The organism is Corynebacterium axilliensis (assembly GCF_046097495.1).
Lineage (GTDB): Bacteria > Actinomycetota > Actinomycetes > Mycobacteriales > Mycobacteriaceae > Corynebacterium.
Window position 1 is genome coordinate 2,080,758 of sequence record NZ_CP175768.1, and the last position, 17,718, is coordinate 2,098,475.

At 66.2% G+C, this 17,718-nt stretch carries 17 protein-coding genes and 2 pseudogenes; 9 read left to right on the top strand and 10 right to left on the bottom strand.

What is annotated here, in order from left to right:
• Positions 1–78: 78 nt before the first annotated feature.
• A complete protein-coding gene (gene glxR, locus ACKFR8_RS09975) occupies positions 79–762 on the bottom strand; it encodes a CRP-like cAMP-activated global transcriptional regulator GlxR (RefSeq protein ID WP_296133421.1) in 684 nt (227 codons plus the stop codon).
• A 348-nt stretch (positions 763–1,110) separates the two neighbouring features.
• Here glxR and nth point away from each other — a divergent pair, with 348 nt between their 5' ends.
• Genes nth through ACKFR8_RS09995 form a run of 4 tightly spaced genes read left to right on the top strand, consistent with a single transcriptional unit; the run spans position 1,111 to position 4,265 of the window.
• Positions 1,111–1,797, top strand: a complete 687-nt coding sequence (gene nth, locus ACKFR8_RS09980; protein WP_408929959.1) for an endonuclease III — start codon at positions 1,111–1,113, stop codon at positions 1,795–1,797.
• A complete protein-coding gene (locus ACKFR8_RS09985) occupies positions 1,794–2,363 on the top strand; it encodes a TlpA family protein disulfide reductase (RefSeq protein ID WP_408929960.1) in 570 nt (189 codons plus the stop codon). The genes nth and ACKFR8_RS09985 overlap by 4 nt, the downstream gene beginning before the upstream one ends.
• On the top strand, positions 2,360–3,037 hold the full coding sequence (locus ACKFR8_RS09990; protein ID WP_408929961.1) for an NUDIX hydrolase: 678 nt from the start codon (positions 2,360–2,362) through the stop codon (positions 3,035–3,037). The genes ACKFR8_RS09985 and ACKFR8_RS09990 overlap by 4 nt, the downstream gene beginning before the upstream one ends.
• On the top strand, positions 3,021–4,265 hold the full coding sequence (locus ACKFR8_RS09995) for a MarP family serine protease (protein WP_408929962.1): 1,245 nt from the start codon (positions 3,021–3,023) through the stop codon (positions 4,263–4,265). The genes ACKFR8_RS09990 and ACKFR8_RS09995 overlap by 17 nt, the downstream gene beginning before the upstream one ends.
• A gap of 45 nt (positions 4,266–4,310) precedes the next feature.
• Here ACKFR8_RS09995 and ACKFR8_RS10000 read toward each other — a convergent pair whose 3' ends face one another.
• The 8 genes and pseudogenes from ACKFR8_RS10000 to ACKFR8_RS10035 form a co-directional block, all read right to left on the bottom strand.
• Positions 4,311–4,466 (bottom strand): hypothetical protein, encoded by a 156-nt coding sequence (locus ACKFR8_RS10000; RefSeq protein ID WP_296133412.1) that lies wholly within the window; start codon positions 4,464–4,466, stop codon positions 4,311–4,313.
• A gap of 164 nt (positions 4,467–4,630) precedes the next feature.
• Positions 4,631–5,422, bottom strand: a pseudogene (locus ACKFR8_RS10005) (ATP-binding cassette domain-containing protein); the annotation flags it as partial.
• A gap of 114 nt (positions 5,423–5,536) precedes the next feature.
• Positions 5,537–6,376: pseudogene (locus ACKFR8_RS10010) on the bottom strand (ABC transporter ATP-binding protein); the annotation flags it as partial.
• Positions 6,376–7,335 carry an ABC transporter permease gene (locus ACKFR8_RS10015; RefSeq protein WP_296133408.1) on the bottom strand — a complete coding sequence of 320 codons (960 nt, stop codon included), beginning with the start codon at positions 7,333–7,335 and terminating at the stop codon, positions 6,376–6,378. The pseudogene ACKFR8_RS10010 and the gene ACKFR8_RS10015, both read right to left, overlap by 1 nt.
• Positions 7,328–8,254 (bottom strand): ABC transporter permease, encoded by a 927-nt coding sequence (locus ACKFR8_RS10020; protein ID WP_296133406.1) that lies wholly within the window; start codon positions 8,252–8,254, stop codon positions 7,328–7,330. Before ACKFR8_RS10020 ends, ACKFR8_RS10015 begins: the two co-directional genes overlap by 8 nt.
• Positions 8,255–8,471: 217 nt before the next feature.
• A complete protein-coding gene (locus ACKFR8_RS10025) occupies positions 8,472–10,061 on the bottom strand; it encodes a peptide ABC transporter substrate-binding protein (protein ID WP_408929963.1) in 1,590 nt (529 codons plus the stop codon).
• Between the two features lie 226 nt (positions 10,062–10,287).
• A complete protein-coding gene (locus tag ACKFR8_RS10030; protein ID WP_408929964.1) occupies positions 10,288–11,223 on the bottom strand; it encodes an alpha/beta fold hydrolase in 936 nt (311 codons plus the stop codon).
• Positions 11,224–11,313: 90 nt separating this feature from the next.
• Positions 11,314–11,808, bottom strand: a complete 495-nt coding sequence (locus ACKFR8_RS10035; protein ID WP_296133400.1) for a phage holin family protein — start codon at positions 11,806–11,808, stop codon at positions 11,314–11,316.
• Between the two features lie 104 nt (positions 11,809–11,912).
• Here ACKFR8_RS10035 and ACKFR8_RS10040 point away from each other — a divergent pair, with 104 nt between their 5' ends.
• Positions 11,913–12,602: an oxidoreductase gene (locus tag ACKFR8_RS10040; RefSeq protein WP_296133399.1), complete on the top strand. Its 690-nt coding sequence runs from the start codon at positions 11,913–11,915 to the stop codon at positions 12,600–12,602.
• Here ACKFR8_RS10040 and ACKFR8_RS10045 read toward each other — a convergent pair.
• A complete protein-coding gene (locus tag ACKFR8_RS10045; protein ID WP_296133397.1) occupies positions 12,599–13,435 on the bottom strand; it encodes an HAD family hydrolase in 837 nt (278 codons plus the stop codon). The two genes, ACKFR8_RS10040 and ACKFR8_RS10045, sit on opposite strands and share 4 nt — an antisense overlap.
• Positions 13,436–14,193: 758 nt before the next feature.
• Here ACKFR8_RS10045 and ssd point away from each other — a divergent pair.
• Genes ssd through ACKFR8_RS10065 form a run of 4 tightly spaced genes read left to right on the top strand, consistent with a single transcriptional unit; the run spans position 14,194 to position 17,706 of the window.
• Positions 14,194–15,234, top strand: a complete 1,041-nt coding sequence (gene ssd / locus ACKFR8_RS10050; protein WP_296133396.1) for a septum site-determining protein Ssd — start codon at positions 14,194–14,196, stop codon at positions 15,232–15,234.
• Positions 15,231–16,367: a TadA family conjugal transfer-associated ATPase gene (locus ACKFR8_RS10055; protein ID WP_296133394.1), complete on the top strand. Its 1,137-nt coding sequence runs from the start codon at positions 15,231–15,233 to the stop codon at positions 16,365–16,367. The genes ssd and ACKFR8_RS10055 overlap by 4 nt, the downstream gene beginning before the upstream one ends.
• Positions 16,364–17,113, top strand: coding sequence for a type II secretion system F family protein (locus ACKFR8_RS10060; protein WP_296133392.1), 750 nt, complete (start codon positions 16,364–16,366; stop codon positions 17,111–17,113). Before ACKFR8_RS10055 ends, ACKFR8_RS10060 begins: the two co-directional genes overlap by 4 nt.
• The gene (locus ACKFR8_RS10065) at positions 17,113–17,706 is read left to right on the top strand and encodes a type II secretion system F family protein (protein ID WP_296133391.1); all 594 of its coding nucleotides are present in this window, start codon (positions 17,113–17,115) and stop codon (positions 17,704–17,706) included. Before ACKFR8_RS10060 ends, ACKFR8_RS10065 begins: the two co-directional genes overlap by 1 nt.
• The last annotated feature ends 12 nt before the right edge of the window (positions 17,707–17,718 follow it).

A 17,718-nucleotide genomic window follows, 5' to 3' on the forward strand; every position in this document is an offset into this window, starting at 1 on the left:
TCCGAGAATCTCGGAGGACTTTCTTGTAGTTTTAGCCCGAGTATTGCACACCGTGGGGCGGCTTCGCCCCCCACGGTGCTAGCGGGCGCGGCGGGCCAGGTGCTCGGTATCGACGATGAGCACGGACTTGCCCTCCAGGCGGATCCAGCCGCGGTGGGCGAAGGTGGCCAGGGCCTTGTTGACCGTCTCGCGGGATGCGCCGACGAGCTGGGCAATCTCTTCCTGGGTGAGGTCGTGGTTGACGCGCAGCGCGCCGCCCTCCTGCACACCGAAGCGGTTGGCCAGCTGCAGCAGAGTCTTGGCCACGCGGCCCGGCACGTCGGTAAAGATGAGGTCCGCCAGGTTGGCGTTGGTGCGGCGCAGGCGGCGGGCCAGCACGCGCAGCAGCTGCTGGGCAATGGACGGATGGTCCGCAACCCACTGCTTAAGCATCTCCGAGTTCATGGTGGCCGCGGTGACCTCGGTGACGCACACGGCGGAGGAGGTACGCGGGCCCGGATCGAAGATGGAGAGCTCACCGAACATATCGGACGGGCCCATCACGGTGAGCAGGTTCTCGCGGCCATCGGGGGCGTGGCGGGCCAGCTTAATCTTGCCCGAGGTGATGATGTAGAGGCGGTCACCCGGCTCGCCCTCATCAAAGATGGTGGTGCCGCGCGGGAACCGTACAGTCTCCATTTGCTCGATGAGATTCTGCACTGCGACCGGATCGACGCCCTGGAAAATGCCAGCGCGCGAGAGAATGTCCTGTACGCCTTCCACTGTTACTCCTTAAAGCCCGCGCCCGACGTGACCCGAAGTGACCTGAAGTGACTCTGTTGACACTGTGTGACACCACTGAGGTACGGCGCAAGCTGGTTTCGACTGATGATGACGCTCCCGCATCCCGGGGCGCCACGAAGCACTGCCCAACATCATACAGTGTAATTTGTCACTATTTCCAGCGGCGTGAAAAATAATCACAGGCACCTAATGTGCGCCCGCTAATTCTCGAAGGCGGTGGCCTCCAACTTTTCCATGAGCATGGCAAACAGGGCGAGGCATAGCGGTACCAACAGGACAAGCGAAATCATGTTTCTCACCCTACCTGCTGGCGCTAGGATCGCAGCTATGCAGCGTGACCGCGACTCTTTGAACCCCGACCGTGCCGACCGTGCTGATCGTGCCGATGGTGCCGTGGCGGCCGTCCGGGCCGCCCTGGCCGCCGAATACCCGGACGCGGATTGCGAGCTCAACTTCACTACGCCGCTTGAGCTCCTCGTCGCCACCGTCCTGTCCGCGCAGTGCACCGATGCTCGCGTCAACCAGGTCACGCCCACGCTCTTTGCCGCCTACCCGTCGGCGCCCGCGTACGCTGGGGCCGACCGTGCCGAGCTCGAGGAGATCCTGCGCCCGCTCGGCTTCCAGCGTGCCAAGTCCGGCCACCTCATTGGCATTGGGGAGAAGCTCGTTGCGGACTTCGATGGCCAGGTTCCGCGCGGGATTGCGGAGCTGACGTCGCTGCCCGGCGTGGGCCGCAAGACCGCGTTGGTCGTGCGCGGCAACGCCTTCGGCCTGCCCGGCATCACCGTGGACACGCACGTCACTCGGCTCAGCCACCGCTTGGGGCTCTCAGCGGCGAAGACGCCGCGGGCGATTGAGAAGGACGTCGCTGCGCTGGTGCCCCTGGAGGAGCAGACGGTCTTTTCCCACCGGCTGATCCTCCACGGCCGCCGCGTGTGCACCGCGCGGAAGCCGCAGTGCGGGGTCTGCGTTCTGGCCCCGTGGTGTCCGTCGCGGGTTAAGGTGGAACAATGAGCCAGTACTCCCGATGGCCCACCTCGGTCAAGGTTAGCGTCCTCGTCGCCGGCATTATCGCCGCCTTCGCGGTGGTGGGCGTCGTTGACCTCTTGGAGGACGACACCCCGGAGGTGGCCGTGCCGCAGTCGCAGGAGCAGGAGGTGGCCGAGCGCCCCAAGTGCCCCGAGGGGCCGATTGCGGGCGTGGATTTGCCGTGCCTGGGGGCGTCGAGCAGCGCGGCGGCCAAGGACATCCAGATCGTCACCGTGTGGGCCTGGTGGTGCGAGCCGTGCCGCACGGAGCTGCCCTTCTTCCAGGACCTGGCGCGCTCCCACAACACGTGGAACGTCGTGGGCGTGCATGCGGACTCCAATGCGGCGAACGGCGCCGCGCTGCTCGGTGATTTGGGAGTGGACCTCCCCAGCTACCAGGACTCTGATGGCACCTTCGCCGGCACGCTGGGCCTGCCTGGGGTTATCCCCATCACGCTGGTGGTGCGCGACGGCGACGTGGTGGAGAAGTTTGTCAAGCCCTTCACCTCCGCCGAGGAGCTGGACAAGGCCGTTGAGGAGGCCGTGGGGTGAGCCGTCTCGAGCCGCACCGCACGCCGGCGTGGCTGCGGCCGGCGCTCGGCGTGGACACCACCGCGGTGCAAAAGCACCTGGTAACCCGCGTGCCGGCCGCCCGGCGCCGCCGCGAGTCCGCGGTCCTCGTGCTGTTTCAGGGCTCGAGCTTTGACAACGGCGAGGTCCTGCTCACGCACCGCTCGCCCTCGCTGCGCTCGCACTCCGGGCAGATCGCCTTCCCCGGCGGCCGGCGCGACGACACGGACGCCTCTCTGGTCGGCACCGCCCTGCGTGAGGCTGAGGAAGAAACCGGGCTCGACCGCGCCACGGTCACCCCGCTGGAGCAGTGGGGCGCGCTGGATATCCGCGCCACCGGCAACCTGGTCAGCCCGGTGCTGGCGTACTGGCATCAGCCCGGCGCCGTGTGGCCGGCCAGCCCCGCGGAAACGGATGACGTGTTCACCGTTCCGCTGCGGGAACTGGTGGCCCCGGCCAACCGCCTGACGGTGGGATTCGGCCCGTGGCAGGGGCCGGCGTTCCGGGCGCGCGGCTACCTGGTGTGGGGATTTACGGCGGGCGTGCTGTCAGGATTGCTGGACCACGCCGGCTGGGCCGTAGAGTGGGATAAGAATACGGTGCACGATCTGCGTGAATCCCTCACCCGCTCCCTGAATAATGAGAAGATGGTCTAGTTTCTGCCCACTTCTCCCTTGCCTTGAAAGTAACCCCGCCTTGACCTTTGCCGTTGACATCCTCATTGTCATTGCCGTCCTGCTCGCCGTGCGCGTGGGCTGGCGGCAGGGTGCCTTCACGGCCGTGCTGGCGGCGGTGGGCGTTATCGCGGGCCTGGTGCTAGGCACGGCGGTAGCGCCGCTGGTCATGCAACTCACGGAGCAGGCGGCGCTGCGCTTCCTGCTGGCCATCGGCGTGCTGATTTTGCTGGTGGGGCTGGGGCAGCTCGTGGGGGCGTCGATTGGCGCCGCGTTGCGGGACCGCATGCGCACGCGCTCCGGCCAGCGCGTGGATTCCTCCATCGGCGCGGTGTTCCAGGCGGTGGCGGCCATCGTGGTCATCTGGCTGGTGTCGCTGCCGCTGGCGTCCAACCTGGGCGGCCAGCCCGGTGAGGCCCTGCGCAGCTCGCGGATTCTGAGCGGCCTGAACTCGGCGGCGCCGTCGCAGCTGTCCGCCCTGCCCAATGGCGTGGCGGCGATGCTCAACGAGTCCGGCCTGCCGCCGTTGGTCTCGCCGTGGGAGGGCTCCGGTTCAACCGTGCAGGTGGATGCCCCCGCGCAGGACGTGGACGATCCGGAGATGGTGGAGCGCCTGCGCCCGTCTGTCATCCACGTGCTGGGGGATGCCGAGGCGTGCTCGCGCCGCCTCATGGGCTCCGGCTTCGTCACGGCGCAGGACTACGTCATCACGAACGCGCACGTGGTGGCCGGCACGGACAAGGTGCGGCTCGATACGGTGCTGGGGCTGAAAGATGCCGACGTGGTGTACTACAACCCGGACGTGGACATCGCGGTGCTGCACAGCCCGGAGCTGGGGATTGAGCCCCTGCCGTGGGCAGAGCAGCCGGCGGTCACGGGCGACGACGCCGTGGTTCTGGGCTTCCCGCAGTCCGGGCCGTTTAACGCGGGCATGGCGCGCATCCGGGACCGGCTGACGATTGCCGGCCCGGACATCTATTCCACCGGCCGTGTGGAGCGCGATGCCTACACGGTGCGCGGCTCCATCCGCCAGGGCAATTCGGGCGGCCCGATGATCAACACGGACGGCCAGGTTCTCGGCGTGGTCTTTGGCGCGTCCGTGGAGGACTCCGACACAGGCTACGCCCTCACTGCCGACGAGGTGCGCGGCCACGTGGGTGACGTGACGCAACTCGTCAACGCCACCCCTACCGGCTCCTGTGTTGCATAGGTTCTCTGGCTTAAGCCCTCGGTGCGGGGAGGGCGGGCACGCTTCTTAGAAGCCCATCTGGCCCCTGCTGATGTCCCGTTGAAAGTCCAGGGCAGCCTGGCGGGCTTCGGGATCATGGCTGTGTGTTCGTTTGTTGATGCGGTGGTGCATCATTCCTGCGGGGAGGGAGAGGAGCAGGACGGCCAAGAGGACAATTTTCATGAGTACTCCTTGTGTGAACGATCTCTATTCCGTGCAGAAAGTGATGTGCATTACACCTTACTGTGTCTCTTGCGCCTCCATCAACCCCTAACGACCCCTATTAACGCCGAAACCCGCCAACTCCTAGGAGGCTGGCGGGTTGGTGGGGTGTCGCTCGGCGCAGGCTAGTGGCCCGTACCAATTTCCAGGTGCATACCCGGAACCGAGTTGATGAGGTTGCGGGTGTAGTCCTGCTGGGCGTTGTCGAAGATCTCGTCGGCAGTGCCCTGCTCCACGGCCTGGCCCTTCTTCATCACCACGATGTCGTCCGCAGTCTGGCGGACCACCGCGAGGTCATGTGTGATGAAGAGGTAGGAGAGGCCAAGCTCGGATTGCAGCTCCGCCAGCAGCTGAATGATCTGGTTCTGCACCAGCACGTCCAAGGCGGAGACGGCCTCATCCAGGACGATGACCTCTGGGCTCAGCGCTAGTGCGCGGGCGATGGCTATGCGCTGGCGCTGGCCACCGGAGAGCTCGTTGGGGTAGCGGCGCATGGCGGAACGCGGCATGGAAACCATGTCGAGCAGCTCGGCTACGCGAGCCTCGCGCTCCTTGCGCGAGCCCACCTTGTGCAGTGCGAGCGGCTCCTCGATGCACTTGTAGATCGAGTACATCGGGTCCAGCGAGCCGTACGGGTTTTGGAAGACCACCTGCATCTTGCGGCGCAGGCCGAATAGCTCCTTCTTGGACAGCGTCGAGGTATCGCGGCCTTCGAATTCGATGGTGCCGGAGGTTGGCTCCAGAAGGCCCAACACCATGTTCGCCACCGTGGACTTGCCCGAGCCGGACTCGCCCACGAGCGCCATCGTGGTGCCCTTGCGGATGTCAAAGGAGACGTTGTCCACGGCCTTGAGGTGCTTCTTTTCTCCGCGCTGACCGCGGATGTTGAACTCCTTGGTCAGGTTGCGCACCGAAATTACCGGCCCCGCAGCGCCAGACGCTGCGGCACCTTGCGTGGGCGACTGGGCGGATAGAGGTACAGCGGAGCCGGGTTCGACGGCGGCTTCGGCGGCGTTGGCCTCACCGGTCTTGAGCTCCTTGGCCTCCACGCCGGCCTCCTTGGCGGCGCGGATGCGGGAGGAGGCGAGGGACGGTGCGGCGTCGACAAGCCGGCGCGTGTACGGGTGCTGCGGGTCGCGCAGAATCTCCCGGGACGGGCCCGATTCCACGATGCGGCCGCGGTGCATCACGATGAGATGCTCGGCGCGCTCGGCCGCCAGGCCCAGGTCGTGGGTGATGAAGAGTACCGCGTTGCCCAGCTCCTCGGTGAGGTGCTCCAGGTGATCCAGGATGGTCTTCTGCACCGTCACGTCGAGGGCGGAGGTCGGCTCGTCGGCGATGAGCAGCTTCGGGCGCGCTGCCAGGCCGACGGCGATGAGCGCGCGCTGGCGCATACCGCCGGAGAACTCGTGGGGGTACTGCTTGGCGCGCCGTTCGGCGTCGGGAAGCCCGGCCTCCTCCAGCAGCTCCACCACACGCTGGTGGCGCTCGGAGCCCTCCACCACGTTATTGGCCTTGAGGGACTCTTCCACCTGCGTGCCGATGCGCCACACCGGGTTGAGGTTGGACATCGGGTCCTGCGGGACCAGGCCAATCTTGTTGCCGCGCAGCGCTTCGTACTGCTTGTTGGTGAAGTGGGTGATGTCCTCGCCCTCGAAGAGGATCTCGCCGCCGGTGACCTTACCGGTGCCGGGCAGCAGGCCCAGGATGGACATCGCCGTGGTGGACTTACCAGAGCCGGACTCGCCCACGATGGCCACGGACTGGCCCGGGTAGATGGACATGTTGACGCCACGCACGGCCTCCACCACGCCGGTGGAGGAGGTAAAGGAGATGCGGACGTCCTTCATTTCAAGAAGTGGGTTAGTCATTAGCGCTTCCTCGCCTTCGGATCGAGCGCGTCGCGGACGACGTCACCCATCATGATGAAGCTCAACACGGTCAGGCCCAAGGCACCCGCCGGGTAGAACAGGACTGCCGGGGCGACGCGGAGGGAGGCCTGCGCGTCGGAGATGTCTCCGCCCCAGGACACGAACGTCGGCGGCAGGCCGATGCCCAGGAAGGACAAGGTGGCCTCCGCCACGATGTAGGTGCCCAGCGCCACGGTGGCGTAGGAGATGATGGGGGCGGCGGCGTTCGGCAGGATGTGGCTGAACAGGATATGCCCGTTGGAGGCACCGATGGAGCGCGCCGACTGGACGAACTCCTCGTTCTTGATGGAGACCACCGCGCCGCGCGTGATGCGGGCGATGGACACCCAGCCGAATAGGCCGAGGACCAGGACGACCGTGATGATGGTGCGGTGCTCCTTGAACATCTGCATGACCACGATGGCGGCCAGCACCAGCGGGATAGCGAAGAAGATGTCCGTGATGCGGGAGAGCACCGAGTCGATCCAGCCGCCGAAGAAGCCGGCAACGGCGCCGATGAGGGAGCCCAGGACCACCACGAGGAGGGTGGTGAGCACGCCCACGGCTACCGACGCCCGCGCGCCGTAGATGACGCGGGAGTAGATGTCACAGCCCTGGCGGTTAAAGCCGAACGGGTGGCCGGGCTCCGCGGGGGCGAGGGACTTGGACAGCTCGCACAGGCGCGGATCCGTGTTGGTGAACAGGCCGGGGACGACGGCCATGAGGATGGCCACGAGGATCATCACGGCGGCGATCCAGAACAGCGGGCGGCGGCGCAGGTAGCGCCAGGCCTCGCCCCACTGGGAGGAGGGCGCGGATTCGTCCTTGACGGCGTCGACGGCGCCGAGGCCGGTCTCGTCGGTCTGGGAGACGAAGTGCTCTTGGCCCGGAAGGTGGGTAGTTTTCTCGAAGTTAGGCATAGCGGATCCTCGGATCAAGAACGGCGTACAGGAGGTCAACCAGCAGGTTGGCGATGATGTAGATGATCACCAGCACGGTGGTGAAGGAGACGATGGTGGTCGGCTCACCGCGCAGGATGGCCTGGTACATCGTGCCGCCGACACCGTTGATGCCGAAGATGCCCTCGGTGACGATAGCGCCGGTCATCAGTGCACCGATGTCCGCGCCAATGAAAGTGGCCACCGGGATGAGCGAGTTGCGCAGCACGTGGCGCAAGGTGACCGCGCTGCCGGACAGGCCCTTGGCGCGGGCGGTGCGCACGTAGTCAGCGCGCAGGTTCTCCGACACGGACTGGCGGGTCAGGCGGATGACGTACGCCAGCGAGAGCGCACCGAGCACCATGGCGGGCATGAGTAGCGACTTCACCGAGGCGTGCGCGCCGACGGTGACGGGCAGGATGCCCCACTTGATGCCCACGATGTACTGGAAGACAAAGCCGATGACGAAGGACGGCACCGCGATGACGAGCAGGGAGATGACCAGCACGGTGGAGTCGAAGAAGCCGCCGCGGCGCATGCCGGCGATGACGCCGAAGAAGATGCCGAAGACGGCCTCGAAGATGATGGCCATGAGCGTGAGCTTCACGGTGACGGGGAAGGCGTTGGCCATGACCTGGGTGACGGGCACGCCGGAGAAGGTCGTGCCGAAGTCCAGCATGAAGATGCCCTTGATGTAGAGCAGGTATTGGATGATGAACGGCTTGTCCAGGTTGTATTCCGCCTCGATGCGGGCGCGGGCAGCCTCGGTGAGGCCGCGGTCGCCGCCGAGGGCCTCAACCGGGTCGCCGGGCATCAAGAAGACGAGGGCATAGATGAGCAGGGTGGCTCCGAAGAACACCGGGATCATCTGCAGCACTCGGCGCCCGATATAGCGCAGCATAGTGTGGTCCTTTACTCGTGAGGGTGCAGTGCTTGACGACGCCTCCCCGCGGGGCACGTCATCTAGCTCATAAAGATTTTAGTGTGTGATAACGCCCGAAAAAAATCTATAGGGCGTTTCAGATCACGTATGTGGGGGTAGGTGCGCTTGCGCGCAGACTCAAAACGCGGGGAGACCCCCCGTCGTGGCGTGCGCGGGGGTTTGGCCTGGTGAGGGCCTACTTCCGGGTGATGTTGTAGTACACCGGCTGGGACTTCCAGGAGAAGACGACGTTGTCGACGTTCTCGGAGTAGCCGCCGGTGGAGTTGGAGTACCACAGCGGGATGGACGGCAGATCCTTAAACAGGACGGCCTGGGCCTTGTTGTACTTCTTGGTGGCTTCCTCGTCGGAGTGGGCGGTCAGCGCTTCATCGAGCAGCTTGTCGAACTCCGGGTTGGAGTAGTCGCCATCGTTGGAAGAGCCGCCAGTCTTGTAGAGCGGGGCAAGGAAGTTACCCTGGCTCGGGAAGTCTGCCTGCCAGCCGGTACGGAAGGCAGACTTGATGGTGCGGTTGGTCACCTCATCGCGCAGGGACTTGAAGTCCGGGTACGGTGCGCCGACGGCCTCGATGCCGAGGGTGTTCTTGATGGAGTTGGCGGTAGCATCCACCCAGCTCTTGTGGCCACCGTCGGAGTTGTAGGCGATCTCCAGGGACGGGCTATCCCACTTGTTGATCTTGTCCGCCTCGGCCCACAATTTCTTGGCCTTCTCCGGGTCGTACTCGAGCACGTCGTTGCCCTCGATGTCCTCGGAGTATCCCGGCAGAACCGGGGAGGTGAAGTCCTTGGCGGGGGTGCGGGTGCCCTTGAAGATGGTCTCGGTGATCTCGTCGCGGTCGATGGCCAGGGAGATGGCCTGGCGGCGCAGAGCGCCCTCCTCGCCGGAGTAGTGCTCCAGGTTCTCGCCCAAGGTGAAGGACTGGAAGACGGCGGTGGGCTGGTTGACGGCGCGCTCGCCCAAGTCGGCCTCGTAGACGTCGAAGGCGGAGTCCGGCACGGCGTCGAGCACGTCGAGGTTGCCGGAGAGCAGATTGGCGTAGGCGGCGTCCTGGGAGGCGTAGAAGACGAACTTGAGGCCGTCGTTCTGCGGGGCGCGCTCACCCTTGTACTGGTCGTTGGGGACGACGGTGGCGTCCTGGTTGTGGTTCCACTCGGATAGCTTGTACGGGCCATTGGTGATGGGGTTCTGGCCGTAGGCGTCCATGTCCTCGTATGCGGACTCGTGGAGCGGGTAGAAGGCGGAGTAGCCCAGCTGGCCCGGGAAGTCCTGCTCCGGGCTGTTCAGGGCGATGGTGAAGGTGTGGTCGTCCACGACCTTGAGGCCCTCGAGCTCCTTCACGCCCTCCTTGAAGCCCTTGATGTTGGAGAAGAAAGAGGCGGCCAGCTGGTCGTTGGCCACGGCGTAGTTCCACGCGTCGACGAAGTTCTTGGAGGTGACCGGGGAACCGTCGGAGAAGGTGGACTCCTTGAGCTTGACGGTGAACTCCGTGTTGTCGTCGTTCGGCTCGATGGACTCAGCCAGCTCGTTGTGTGCCTCGCCGTCGCCGTCGTAGTACACGAGGCCGGAGTAGAGGGACTCGACAATGCGTCCGCCGCCGACCTCGTTGGTGTTGGCCGGGATGAGCGGGTTCTGCGGCTCGGAGCCGTTGACGATGATGACCCCGTCGCCGGAGCCGGTTGCGGAATTCGAGTTGTCACCACCGCAGGCCGCGAGAGTCAGCGGCAAGGATGCGGTGGACAGGACGGCGAGCGTCTTCTTGATCGACATGTGGGTCGGGGACCTCCGTGGTGCGAAAGATGTAGAAAACCTGTGGTTTCGGTTTGATCTGAAGCTACCGTGTGCCGCGACTTACATACAAGAAAATGAAAAATATGCCCGGAAATGAAAGCTATAGACCGTTAGAAATTTGCAGATAACCTGCGGTTTTGTTGCTGAATTTAAAAAGACCCTACCCCCCGTGTGGGGTAGGGCACTCAAATCGGATGTATGTTACTTAGTTCTCACGGCTTGTCTGCACGTGCGAGCGCATCCACTGGGCGAGGATCTGCGCGAACCCGGCGGGGTTCTCGAGGTAGGGGAGGTTCTTCGCGTTCGGGACGGTGGTGGCCGTGAAATCCTTCTCGCAGCGGCGGGCCGCTCGGCGGGCGACTGGCCGCCACAGCAGCTGATCCGCGTGGATGAACAGCACGGGGCTAAAGACCTTGAGTTCCAGCCAGCTCATCGGTACCACGGCGGTGCGCAGCCGGTGGTTCCACAGCGTGCCGCGGCGCACGTTGCCGATCTGGGACGCCCTGATGCGCAGGCTCAGCGCCTGCTCCTTCTCGTCCTTCCCAAAGGAGCCCAGGGTGTCCAGATCCATCTCGCGGCGGTAGGCGTCTTCCTTGAGCAGGGGGTTGGTGGTGCCCAGCCAGCCCAGCCAGGTTAGGCGGCACAGCGCCGCGCGCAGCAGGATCCAGCCGAAGTCCCAGGGGCGTGCGGCCACCGCGCGGCGCAGATCCGCCGGGTGTGCTGCGGATACTGACACCAAGCCCCGCACGCGCTCCGGGCGCTCGGCTGCGAGTGCCCACGCCACCGCGCCGCCGGTATCGGCGCCGACCACAAAGGCGTCGTCGTGGCCCAGGGCCTGGATCGCGCCGCTGATGTCACCCACCGTCACGCGGATGTCCTGGCCTGCTTCCAAGGGCGGCTTGTCGGACATGCCGAAGCCGCGCATGTCGAGCGCGCCGACGTGGAAGCCGGCGCCGGCAAGCTCTGCCAGAACATCCTTGTAGTCGAACCAGCCGCCGAAGGAGCCGTGCAGCAGCACCACCAAGGGGTGGTCCGGGTTGCCCGCGGTGGCGGCGTGGAGGCGGATGCCACGCGTGTGCAGAAACTCGTGCTCGAAGGGTCCATCGAGCTCAACCACGGAGGGGGAAAGCGGCTGGTTCATAGTGGGCCTTTCTAGCGGGGCTACATAGACGAATCCGCCCTGAGCGCCGTGCTCGGGGCGGGGAAGTGGGAGAGAAAGAACCCTGCTGGATTAGGTGTACAGGCCGCGCTCGATGGACTTCTCAGCCTTGCCCGGCACCAGCTTCTTGAGCTCCTTCGTGGACTCAATGGTCTTCTCCGGCGCCTTGACCTGCTTGACCTGCTTGAAGCCGATGAAGGCCACCACGGCGGCGATGACCACCATGAGCAGGAAGACAATCAGGAACGCAGCCCAGCGGTCGAGCCACTTAGCCAGCAGCTCCGCCAGGAAGAAGAAAAAGAAGAAGGAGCTGTACAGCGCCACGGTGCCGGCCACGCCGAACATGCCCGCGCCGATGCCGCCCTTCTTGGCGGAGGCAGCGAGCTCGGTCTTAGCCAGCTCGACCTCGGAGCGCACCAACTGGGACATCTGCTCAGTAGCGTTGGAGACCAGCTGGCCGATGGACGCTTCGCCGCGGCGGGAGGTGTCAGCATCGCTCAGGGGGATGCTGTCTACCTTCGGGGCGAACTTGTTGGACCCGTCAGTGAATAGTCCGTCGTTGCTCACGGTTAAAAACTCCTACTGTTTTGTCGCAATCTATATTGGCCATAGTAATGAACTTTTCAGAGTTCATGTGGTGCGGCCCGCATTTTGGGTACGGCGTTATTGTAATGGGTATGCCTAGTTCTGACCCGTTGACCCCGCTGATGGCCCTATCCGGGGTGGAGGACAACGCCGCGGCGGCAGTCAGTGCCATCGCCCGCGTGCACCGTCGGCCCGCGGGATTGCGCAAGTTCGACGTGATTTCCTCCGAGTCCCTGCTGCGCGGGGCGCGGGCGTGCGCAGCCCTCGACGGCACCCCGCTGGCGGGCGCGGAGGTACCGCCCACGGTCAGTGCATATTCCCTGCTCGCACCCGAGGTTCAGGCGGCCACGGTGCGCACTTTTGCGCGGTCCCCACTGCAGGTGCTGGCGCGCATCGACGTCTCACTGGGCGGCCCCGGCCAGCCCGCCCGCGCGCCCGAAGTGGCCCAGGCGCTGGCGCGTCTTATCACCGGCGGGGCTGGGGTGAACTTCGACCGGTTGCTGCCGGTGGTCCTCCACGCGGAGATCGCGGCGCGCGAGTTATTCGCTGAGCGCTCTGGCGCGGCGGCGTGCGTGGCGGCACGGGCGGCGGCCATTCACACCGGCTTCGATCCACGCGGTTTTGCGGTGCCAGAAACCTACCTCAACCGCCACCGCGCCGACTATCGCGCCGCGCTCGCCGCCTACGACGCGGAACCCGCCGAGCTGCTCACGCTGCTGCTGAAGGCGTGGACGGCCGGCGCCACGGAGGCCGACGGCATCGCTCGCGCGGCCTAAACGTCCTTAGTGTCCCTAGCGTCCTTGGCCCGTGCCTGTGCCACCCACACCCCGGCGAGGACGAGTGCTGCCAGCCCGGCCACGACCGCCGAGCCAATGCCAACCTCTCGGGCGCTGGGCGCGCTAAAAAGCGGCACGGGATCCTTGAACGTGCGCACCTCCCAGCCCTGCTCAGCCGCGTACTTCTTCAGGCGGCGGTCTGGGTTGACCGCCACGGGGTGGCCCACCTGTTCCAGCATCGGGATGTCCGTGGCGGAATCGGAGTAGGCGTAGGACGCGTCTGGGTCCACGCCCAGCTTGCGGGCCATCTCCGCTAGGGCTTCCGCCTTGGCCGGGCCTTTGCAGTAGTGGAGGATTTCCCCGGTAAACCGGCCGTCCTCTTCGGCCAGCTCCGTGGCCACGACGTGCTCAATGCCCAGCGCCTCGGCGATGGGGTGCACGAGCACGCTGGCCGACGCCGAAATGATCACCACCGCATGGCTCGCTTCGCGGTGTGCGGCGATAAGCTCCCGCGCCTCCGCGTACACCGCCGGGGCGACCACGGTGTGCATGGTCTCCACCGCGATATCGTGCACCTCCTGCACAGACCAGCCGGCCACCATGGCGGCGAGTTGGTCGCGCGCGGCATCCATGTGCTCGCTGCTGTGCCCGGCCAGCATGTAGCTGGCCTTGGCTAGGGAGAGCTGCAGGGCCTCAGTGTGGGTGATGAGGCCGCTATTCATGAACTCGCGGCCGAAGGCGTACGCCGAGGAGGTGGCGATGATGGTCTTATCCAAGTCGAAGAAAGCGGCCACGCGCGGTGTGCTTGGGGGCGTGACGGGGTGTTCGGTCATGGAGAAAAGCCTGCCGGGTCGGTGCTATTTACCCTGTTCATCGTAGCGTTTGTTGGGAATCTCGGGTACTGCGAGGAAGAATTTTGCTCTACCTGTTGTCATCCGTGTCAACCCGTGTCATAATGACTACTGCAAGGCCCCGATATACAGTGCGGCCTGCCCCGGCGCACCCCCCGATGCCGGGTTACAGATGACCCGCGCACACCCCCCCCGAGGCGCGGGTCATCACCTATTTCTGCCCCTTACTCGCATTTGCTTTGTTGGCCAGCCTCAAACTCATAGATCAAAGCTTGAAACTGCTAATCGTTTCACAGTATAAATCTCACTTTGAATTTCAAACTGTGAATATGCAGGCAGCGAAAGTGTGAAATGATTGGCTGAAAGTCGCACTTTCATTCACAGTTTGACACTTTGATTCCCAGTTTGCTGCAAAGTAGGAAGCTCAGACTGCATCCGGGGAGCGCGCCAGGCCCGTAATGCGGCATACGCAATGGGTGGTTCCGCCCCCGATATCCTCCGCATTCGTTGGATCGAAGGCGAAAATGAGCAAAGCGATTCCTATCTCTCTTTATGTACCGTCTGTACCAAGCCGATGACAAGCTATAAGCCCCCGTGGGGTGACACAGTAGGCCGTGTGCTATAGATATTTTGTTGAAGAGCCAACTAAATCGGCAAGAAGATTCCGATCGGGCATGAGTTATCCACAGGCAGCGAAGTGCCCCTAGCGCTGGGGTGGCTGACTCCCGCATCCTTCAGGCATGAACGAATTTCACCTTCTCCTCGCCGTGGGGGACTCGGGCTTAAGAGCGGAAGCCGCCTCCACCGCGGCGGCCAGCACAGCTGAGATCCTCAGCGTGGAAGACCCCCGGGACTTTCCTCGCTACCTGCACAAAGTCGATGCTGTCCTGGCGGATGCGCTCACCGCCGGGCTCGTCGCCGGGCATCCGCGCGTCTATTTTGTGGCGCCCGACCCTGGCCCGATTGACTACGAGGCGGCGTTGCGCTGCCACGCCACTGAAGCCTTCATCCTGCCTGCACAGTCCAAGGAACTGTTGGCGGCGCTGGCGGCCGATACTCACCCGGCGGCGCAGACCACCACCGGCACCACCGTGGCGGTGACTGGTTCGGCAGGCGGGGTGGGGGTGTCCACACTGGCCGTGGCACTGGCCCGGGAGGCGCACGCGGCGCTGCTGGTCGATGCGTCACCGTACTCCGGCGGGCTCGACCTCCTCGCCGGCATCGAAGCCGCCCCCGGCGCGCGGTGGCCGGATCTGGCGACCGGTACGGGCGCAGTGGACCCGGTAGAACTAGTTCGCGCCTTGCCCACGACTTCGGAGGGGATAGCGGTGCTTTCGGCCGCGCGAACCGCTACGGCGGGCGCTACCACGATGAGCCCGACCCGGCGCGCGGCAATCCTGCAGGCGGCGTGCCTGCACCCGGACACGGTGGTAGTGGATTGCCTACCGAGTGATATTCCGGACGCGGTGGACCACGTCGTCGTGGTGACCGCGGCCGAGGTACGCCCGGCCGCGGCGTGCGCGGAGCTCGTCGCGCAGCTGCGGGCGCGCTCCCTGGAGTGCTCAGTGGTGGTGCGCCACCGCCAGTGGTCCGGGCTGGATAGCAGCGAGGTTGCGGCGCTGGTGCACGCGGATCCCGTGGCTGAGCTGCCGACGGTACGTGGGCTGACCAAGTTGATCGAGACCGGAGGTCTGCCCCGGCGCCTGCCGCGTGGGCTTGCGTCGGTGGCGCGCCGGGTGTGGGAATCCGTCGATGCCCCGGCTGCGAGGAGGGCGGCATGAGCCTGCTGGACACCATGCGCACCGTCGTAGCCACGGAGCCACAGCTAGCCCATGATGCCCCGGCGCTCGCGCGGCGCATCCGGGAAGAGGCCGGGGTGATTAGTGATGTGGACGTGTTCGACCTGCTGCAGCGCCTGCGCCACGACTCGCTCGGGCTGGGGCGATTGGAGCCAGTGCTCTCGCTGCCGGGCCTGACCGATGTCGTGGTCAACGGGCCCGACGCGTGCTTCGTGGACTGCGGCCGCGGGCTGGTGCCCAAGGAGGTGGGCTTTGCCGACGATGCTGAGGTGCGCCAGCTGGCCACCCGGTTGGCGGCTTTGGCGGGGGTGCGGCTCGATGACGCGCAGCCCTTCGCGGACGGCCGGCTTACCCGCCCCGACGGCACCCGGATTCGCTTGCATGCGCTGCTTGCGCCACCGTCTGCCAGCGGCACTTGCATCAGCTTGCGTGTGCTGCGCCAGGCGCAGACTAGCCTGGCGGATCTCGTGGCTAACGGCAGCATTGATCCGTCGCTGGAGGGGGTGCTGCGGGCGGTCGTCGCCAAGCGCGCGTCCTTCCTGGTTACCGGCGGTACCGGCTCGGGCAAGACCACCCTGCTGGCGGCGCTGCTCGGCTGCGTGCCAGAGACCGAGCGGCTGCTCATCATCGAGGACACCCCGGAGCTGGCCCCGGAGCACCCGCACGTGGTGACGCTGGTGTCGCGCCGGGCGAACGCGGAGGGGCGCGGCGAGATTTCCATGTCGCTGCTGCTGCGCCAGGCGCTGCGCATGCGGCCTGACCGCATCGTGGTAGGAGAGATTCGCGGCGCGGAGGTCGTGGAACTGCTGGCGGCGCTCAATACCGGGCACGACGGCGGGGCCGGTACGGTGCACGCCAATTCCGTGGACGAGGTGCCCGCCCGCATGGAGGCCCTGGCAGCCCTCGGCGGATTGGACCGCGTGGCGCTGCACTCACAGCTCGCGGCGGCAGTGCACGTGGTGCTGGGCATGGAGCGCACCCCGGCCGGCCGGCGTCTAGCGCACGTTGGGGTGCTGGAGGGCAACCCGGTGACACCCCGGTTGGTGTGGACGGTAAAGGACGGGCCGCGTGCCGGTTTCGATGCCCTGTGCGCGCGCCTGGGGGTGGGGCAATGATGTGGGTCTACCTCGCCGCCGCGTGCCTGTGCACCCCGCCGGGTACTCTCGCGCGCCTGCGCCCGCCCACGCCCCGCTCTTGGGCGCCGGCGGCCGTGTTCCTCGCGGTCGGGTGCTGCGTCTTCTTCGGCCGGCCCACCGTGGTGGTGGCAGCAGGCTGCATCCTGGCCTGCGCCCTGTGGTTCGCCACCGACCTCGCGGCCGCGCGCCGGGAGCGCCGCGGGGCTGAGGCCCTGGCGTCCTACTTCGGCACCGTGGCCGGGGAGCTGCGCGCGGGCTCTACCACGGCCGCGGCCCTGCGCCGCGGGGTGGAGGCCCTGCCGGAGACCTCCCCGGAACAGCTGCGCGGCGCGCTTGAGACTGCGGCGGGCTTGGCGGCGCAGGGCGCGCAGCCCGCCGTGGCACTTACTGCGCCCGAGCTCGCCCGCTTCGCCGCGCTGCTGACGGTGTCCGGGCGCCACGGCGTGGCCCTGGCCGGCCTGGTGGAACAGGCGCAAAGCCAGCTGGACACCGCCCGGCGCCACGGGCGGGAGACCGCCGCCGCGCTGCAGGGCCCGCAGGCCACCGCGCTGGTCCTGGCGTGCCTGCCGGTGGCCGGAATCCTCATGGGCGGGGCAATGGGCGCGGACTCCCTGGGCTTCCTCCTCGGCGGTGGTCTGGGTGGCGTGCTTCTCGATGTCGGCGTGGTCCTCGTCTGCGCCGGATTTACCTGGTCTCGCCTCATCCTGCGAAAGGCGGCCCGCTAATGCCTGCACTCGTCGTTGCCTCTGCTTTTCTCGCTGGTGCACTGGTCGTCGGCGGAGTCCCGCCGGGCGGGCGGGTGCGCCCCGAGGAGGCCGGGAGAAACCAGAAGCCACGGGCCCTGCGTCCGCGTCCACCGCGTCCGAAAACCCCGCGCGACGGGCCATATAGCCGGGACTACGATCCGCTCGATGCCGCGAGCGACCTGGAGCTCTTCGCCGCGTGCGTGGAATCAGGTCTTTCCCCGCGCACCGCAGTGGCAGCTGTGGCCGAAGCCTCGCCCGCCTGGGCCGATGCCGCAGCGCTGCTGGGAGTCGGGGTTCCGCTCGAGACCGCCTGGTCGGCCCTGTCAGCCCAACCTCACCTGGAGGAGCTGGCGCGGCTGGCGCGGCTCAGCGGCGAATCGGGCGCGGCCATGGCAACTGGGTGCCACCGACTGGTGGCGCAGCTGCGCGCCGAAGCATCGGCGCAGGCTACCGCCAAGGCCGAGCGTGCCGGCGTGTTCATCGCCGCACCGCTAGCGGTCTGCTTCTTACCCGCCTTCCTGGTCCTGGGCCTGGTGCCCGTCATCATCAGCCTGGGCCAGCAACTTCTCTAAACCACTACCCAC

Coding starts and splice junctions, on each gene's coding strand:
- ACKFR8_RS10020 (WP_296133406.1), bottom strand. CDS start 8,254: ATGCTGCGCTATATCGGGCGCCGAGTGCTGCAGATGATCCCGGTGTTC.
- ACKFR8_RS10000 (WP_296133412.1), bottom strand. CDS start 4,466: ATGAAAATTGTCCTCTTGGCCGTCCTGCTCCTCTCCCTCCCCGCAGGA.
- ACKFR8_RS10025 (WP_408929963.1), bottom strand. CDS start 10,061: ATGTCGATCAAGAAGACGCTCGCCGTCCTGTCCACCGCATCCTTGCCG.
- nth (WP_408929959.1), top strand. CDS start 1,111: ATGCAGCGTGACCGCGACTCTTTGAACCCCGACCGTGCCGACCGTGCT.
- ACKFR8_RS10045 (WP_296133397.1), bottom strand. CDS start 13,435: ATGACCGAACACCCCGTCACGCCCCCAAGCACACCGCGCGTGGCCGCT.
- ACKFR8_RS10015 (WP_296133408.1), bottom strand. CDS start 7,335: ATGCCTAACTTCGAGAAAACTACCCACCTTCCGGGCCAAGAGCACTTC.
- ACKFR8_RS10065 (WP_296133391.1), top strand. CDS start 17,113: ATGCCTGCACTCGTCGTTGCCTCTGCTTTTCTCGCTGGTGCACTGGTC.
- ACKFR8_RS10055 (WP_296133394.1), top strand. CDS start 15,231: ATGAGCCTGCTGGACACCATGCGCACCGTCGTAGCCACGGAGCCACAG.
- ssd (WP_296133396.1), top strand. CDS start 14,194: ATGAACGAATTTCACCTTCTCCTCGCCGTGGGGGACTCGGGCTTAAGA.
- ACKFR8_RS10030 (WP_408929964.1), bottom strand. CDS start 11,223: ATGAACCAGCCGCTTTCCCCCTCCGTGGTTGAGCTCGATGGACCCTTC.
- ACKFR8_RS09985 (WP_408929960.1), top strand. CDS start 1,794: ATGAGCCAGTACTCCCGATGGCCCACCTCGGTCAAGGTTAGCGTCCTC.
- ACKFR8_RS09995 (WP_408929962.1), top strand. CDS start 3,021: ATGAGAAGATGGTCTAGTTTCTGCCCACTTCTCCCTTGCCTTGAAAGT.
- ACKFR8_RS10060 (WP_296133392.1), top strand. CDS start 16,364: ATGATGTGGGTCTACCTCGCCGCCGCGTGCCTGTGCACCCCGCCGGGT.
- ACKFR8_RS10040 (WP_296133399.1), top strand. CDS start 11,913: ATGGGTATGCCTAGTTCTGACCCGTTGACCCCGCTGATGGCCCTATCC.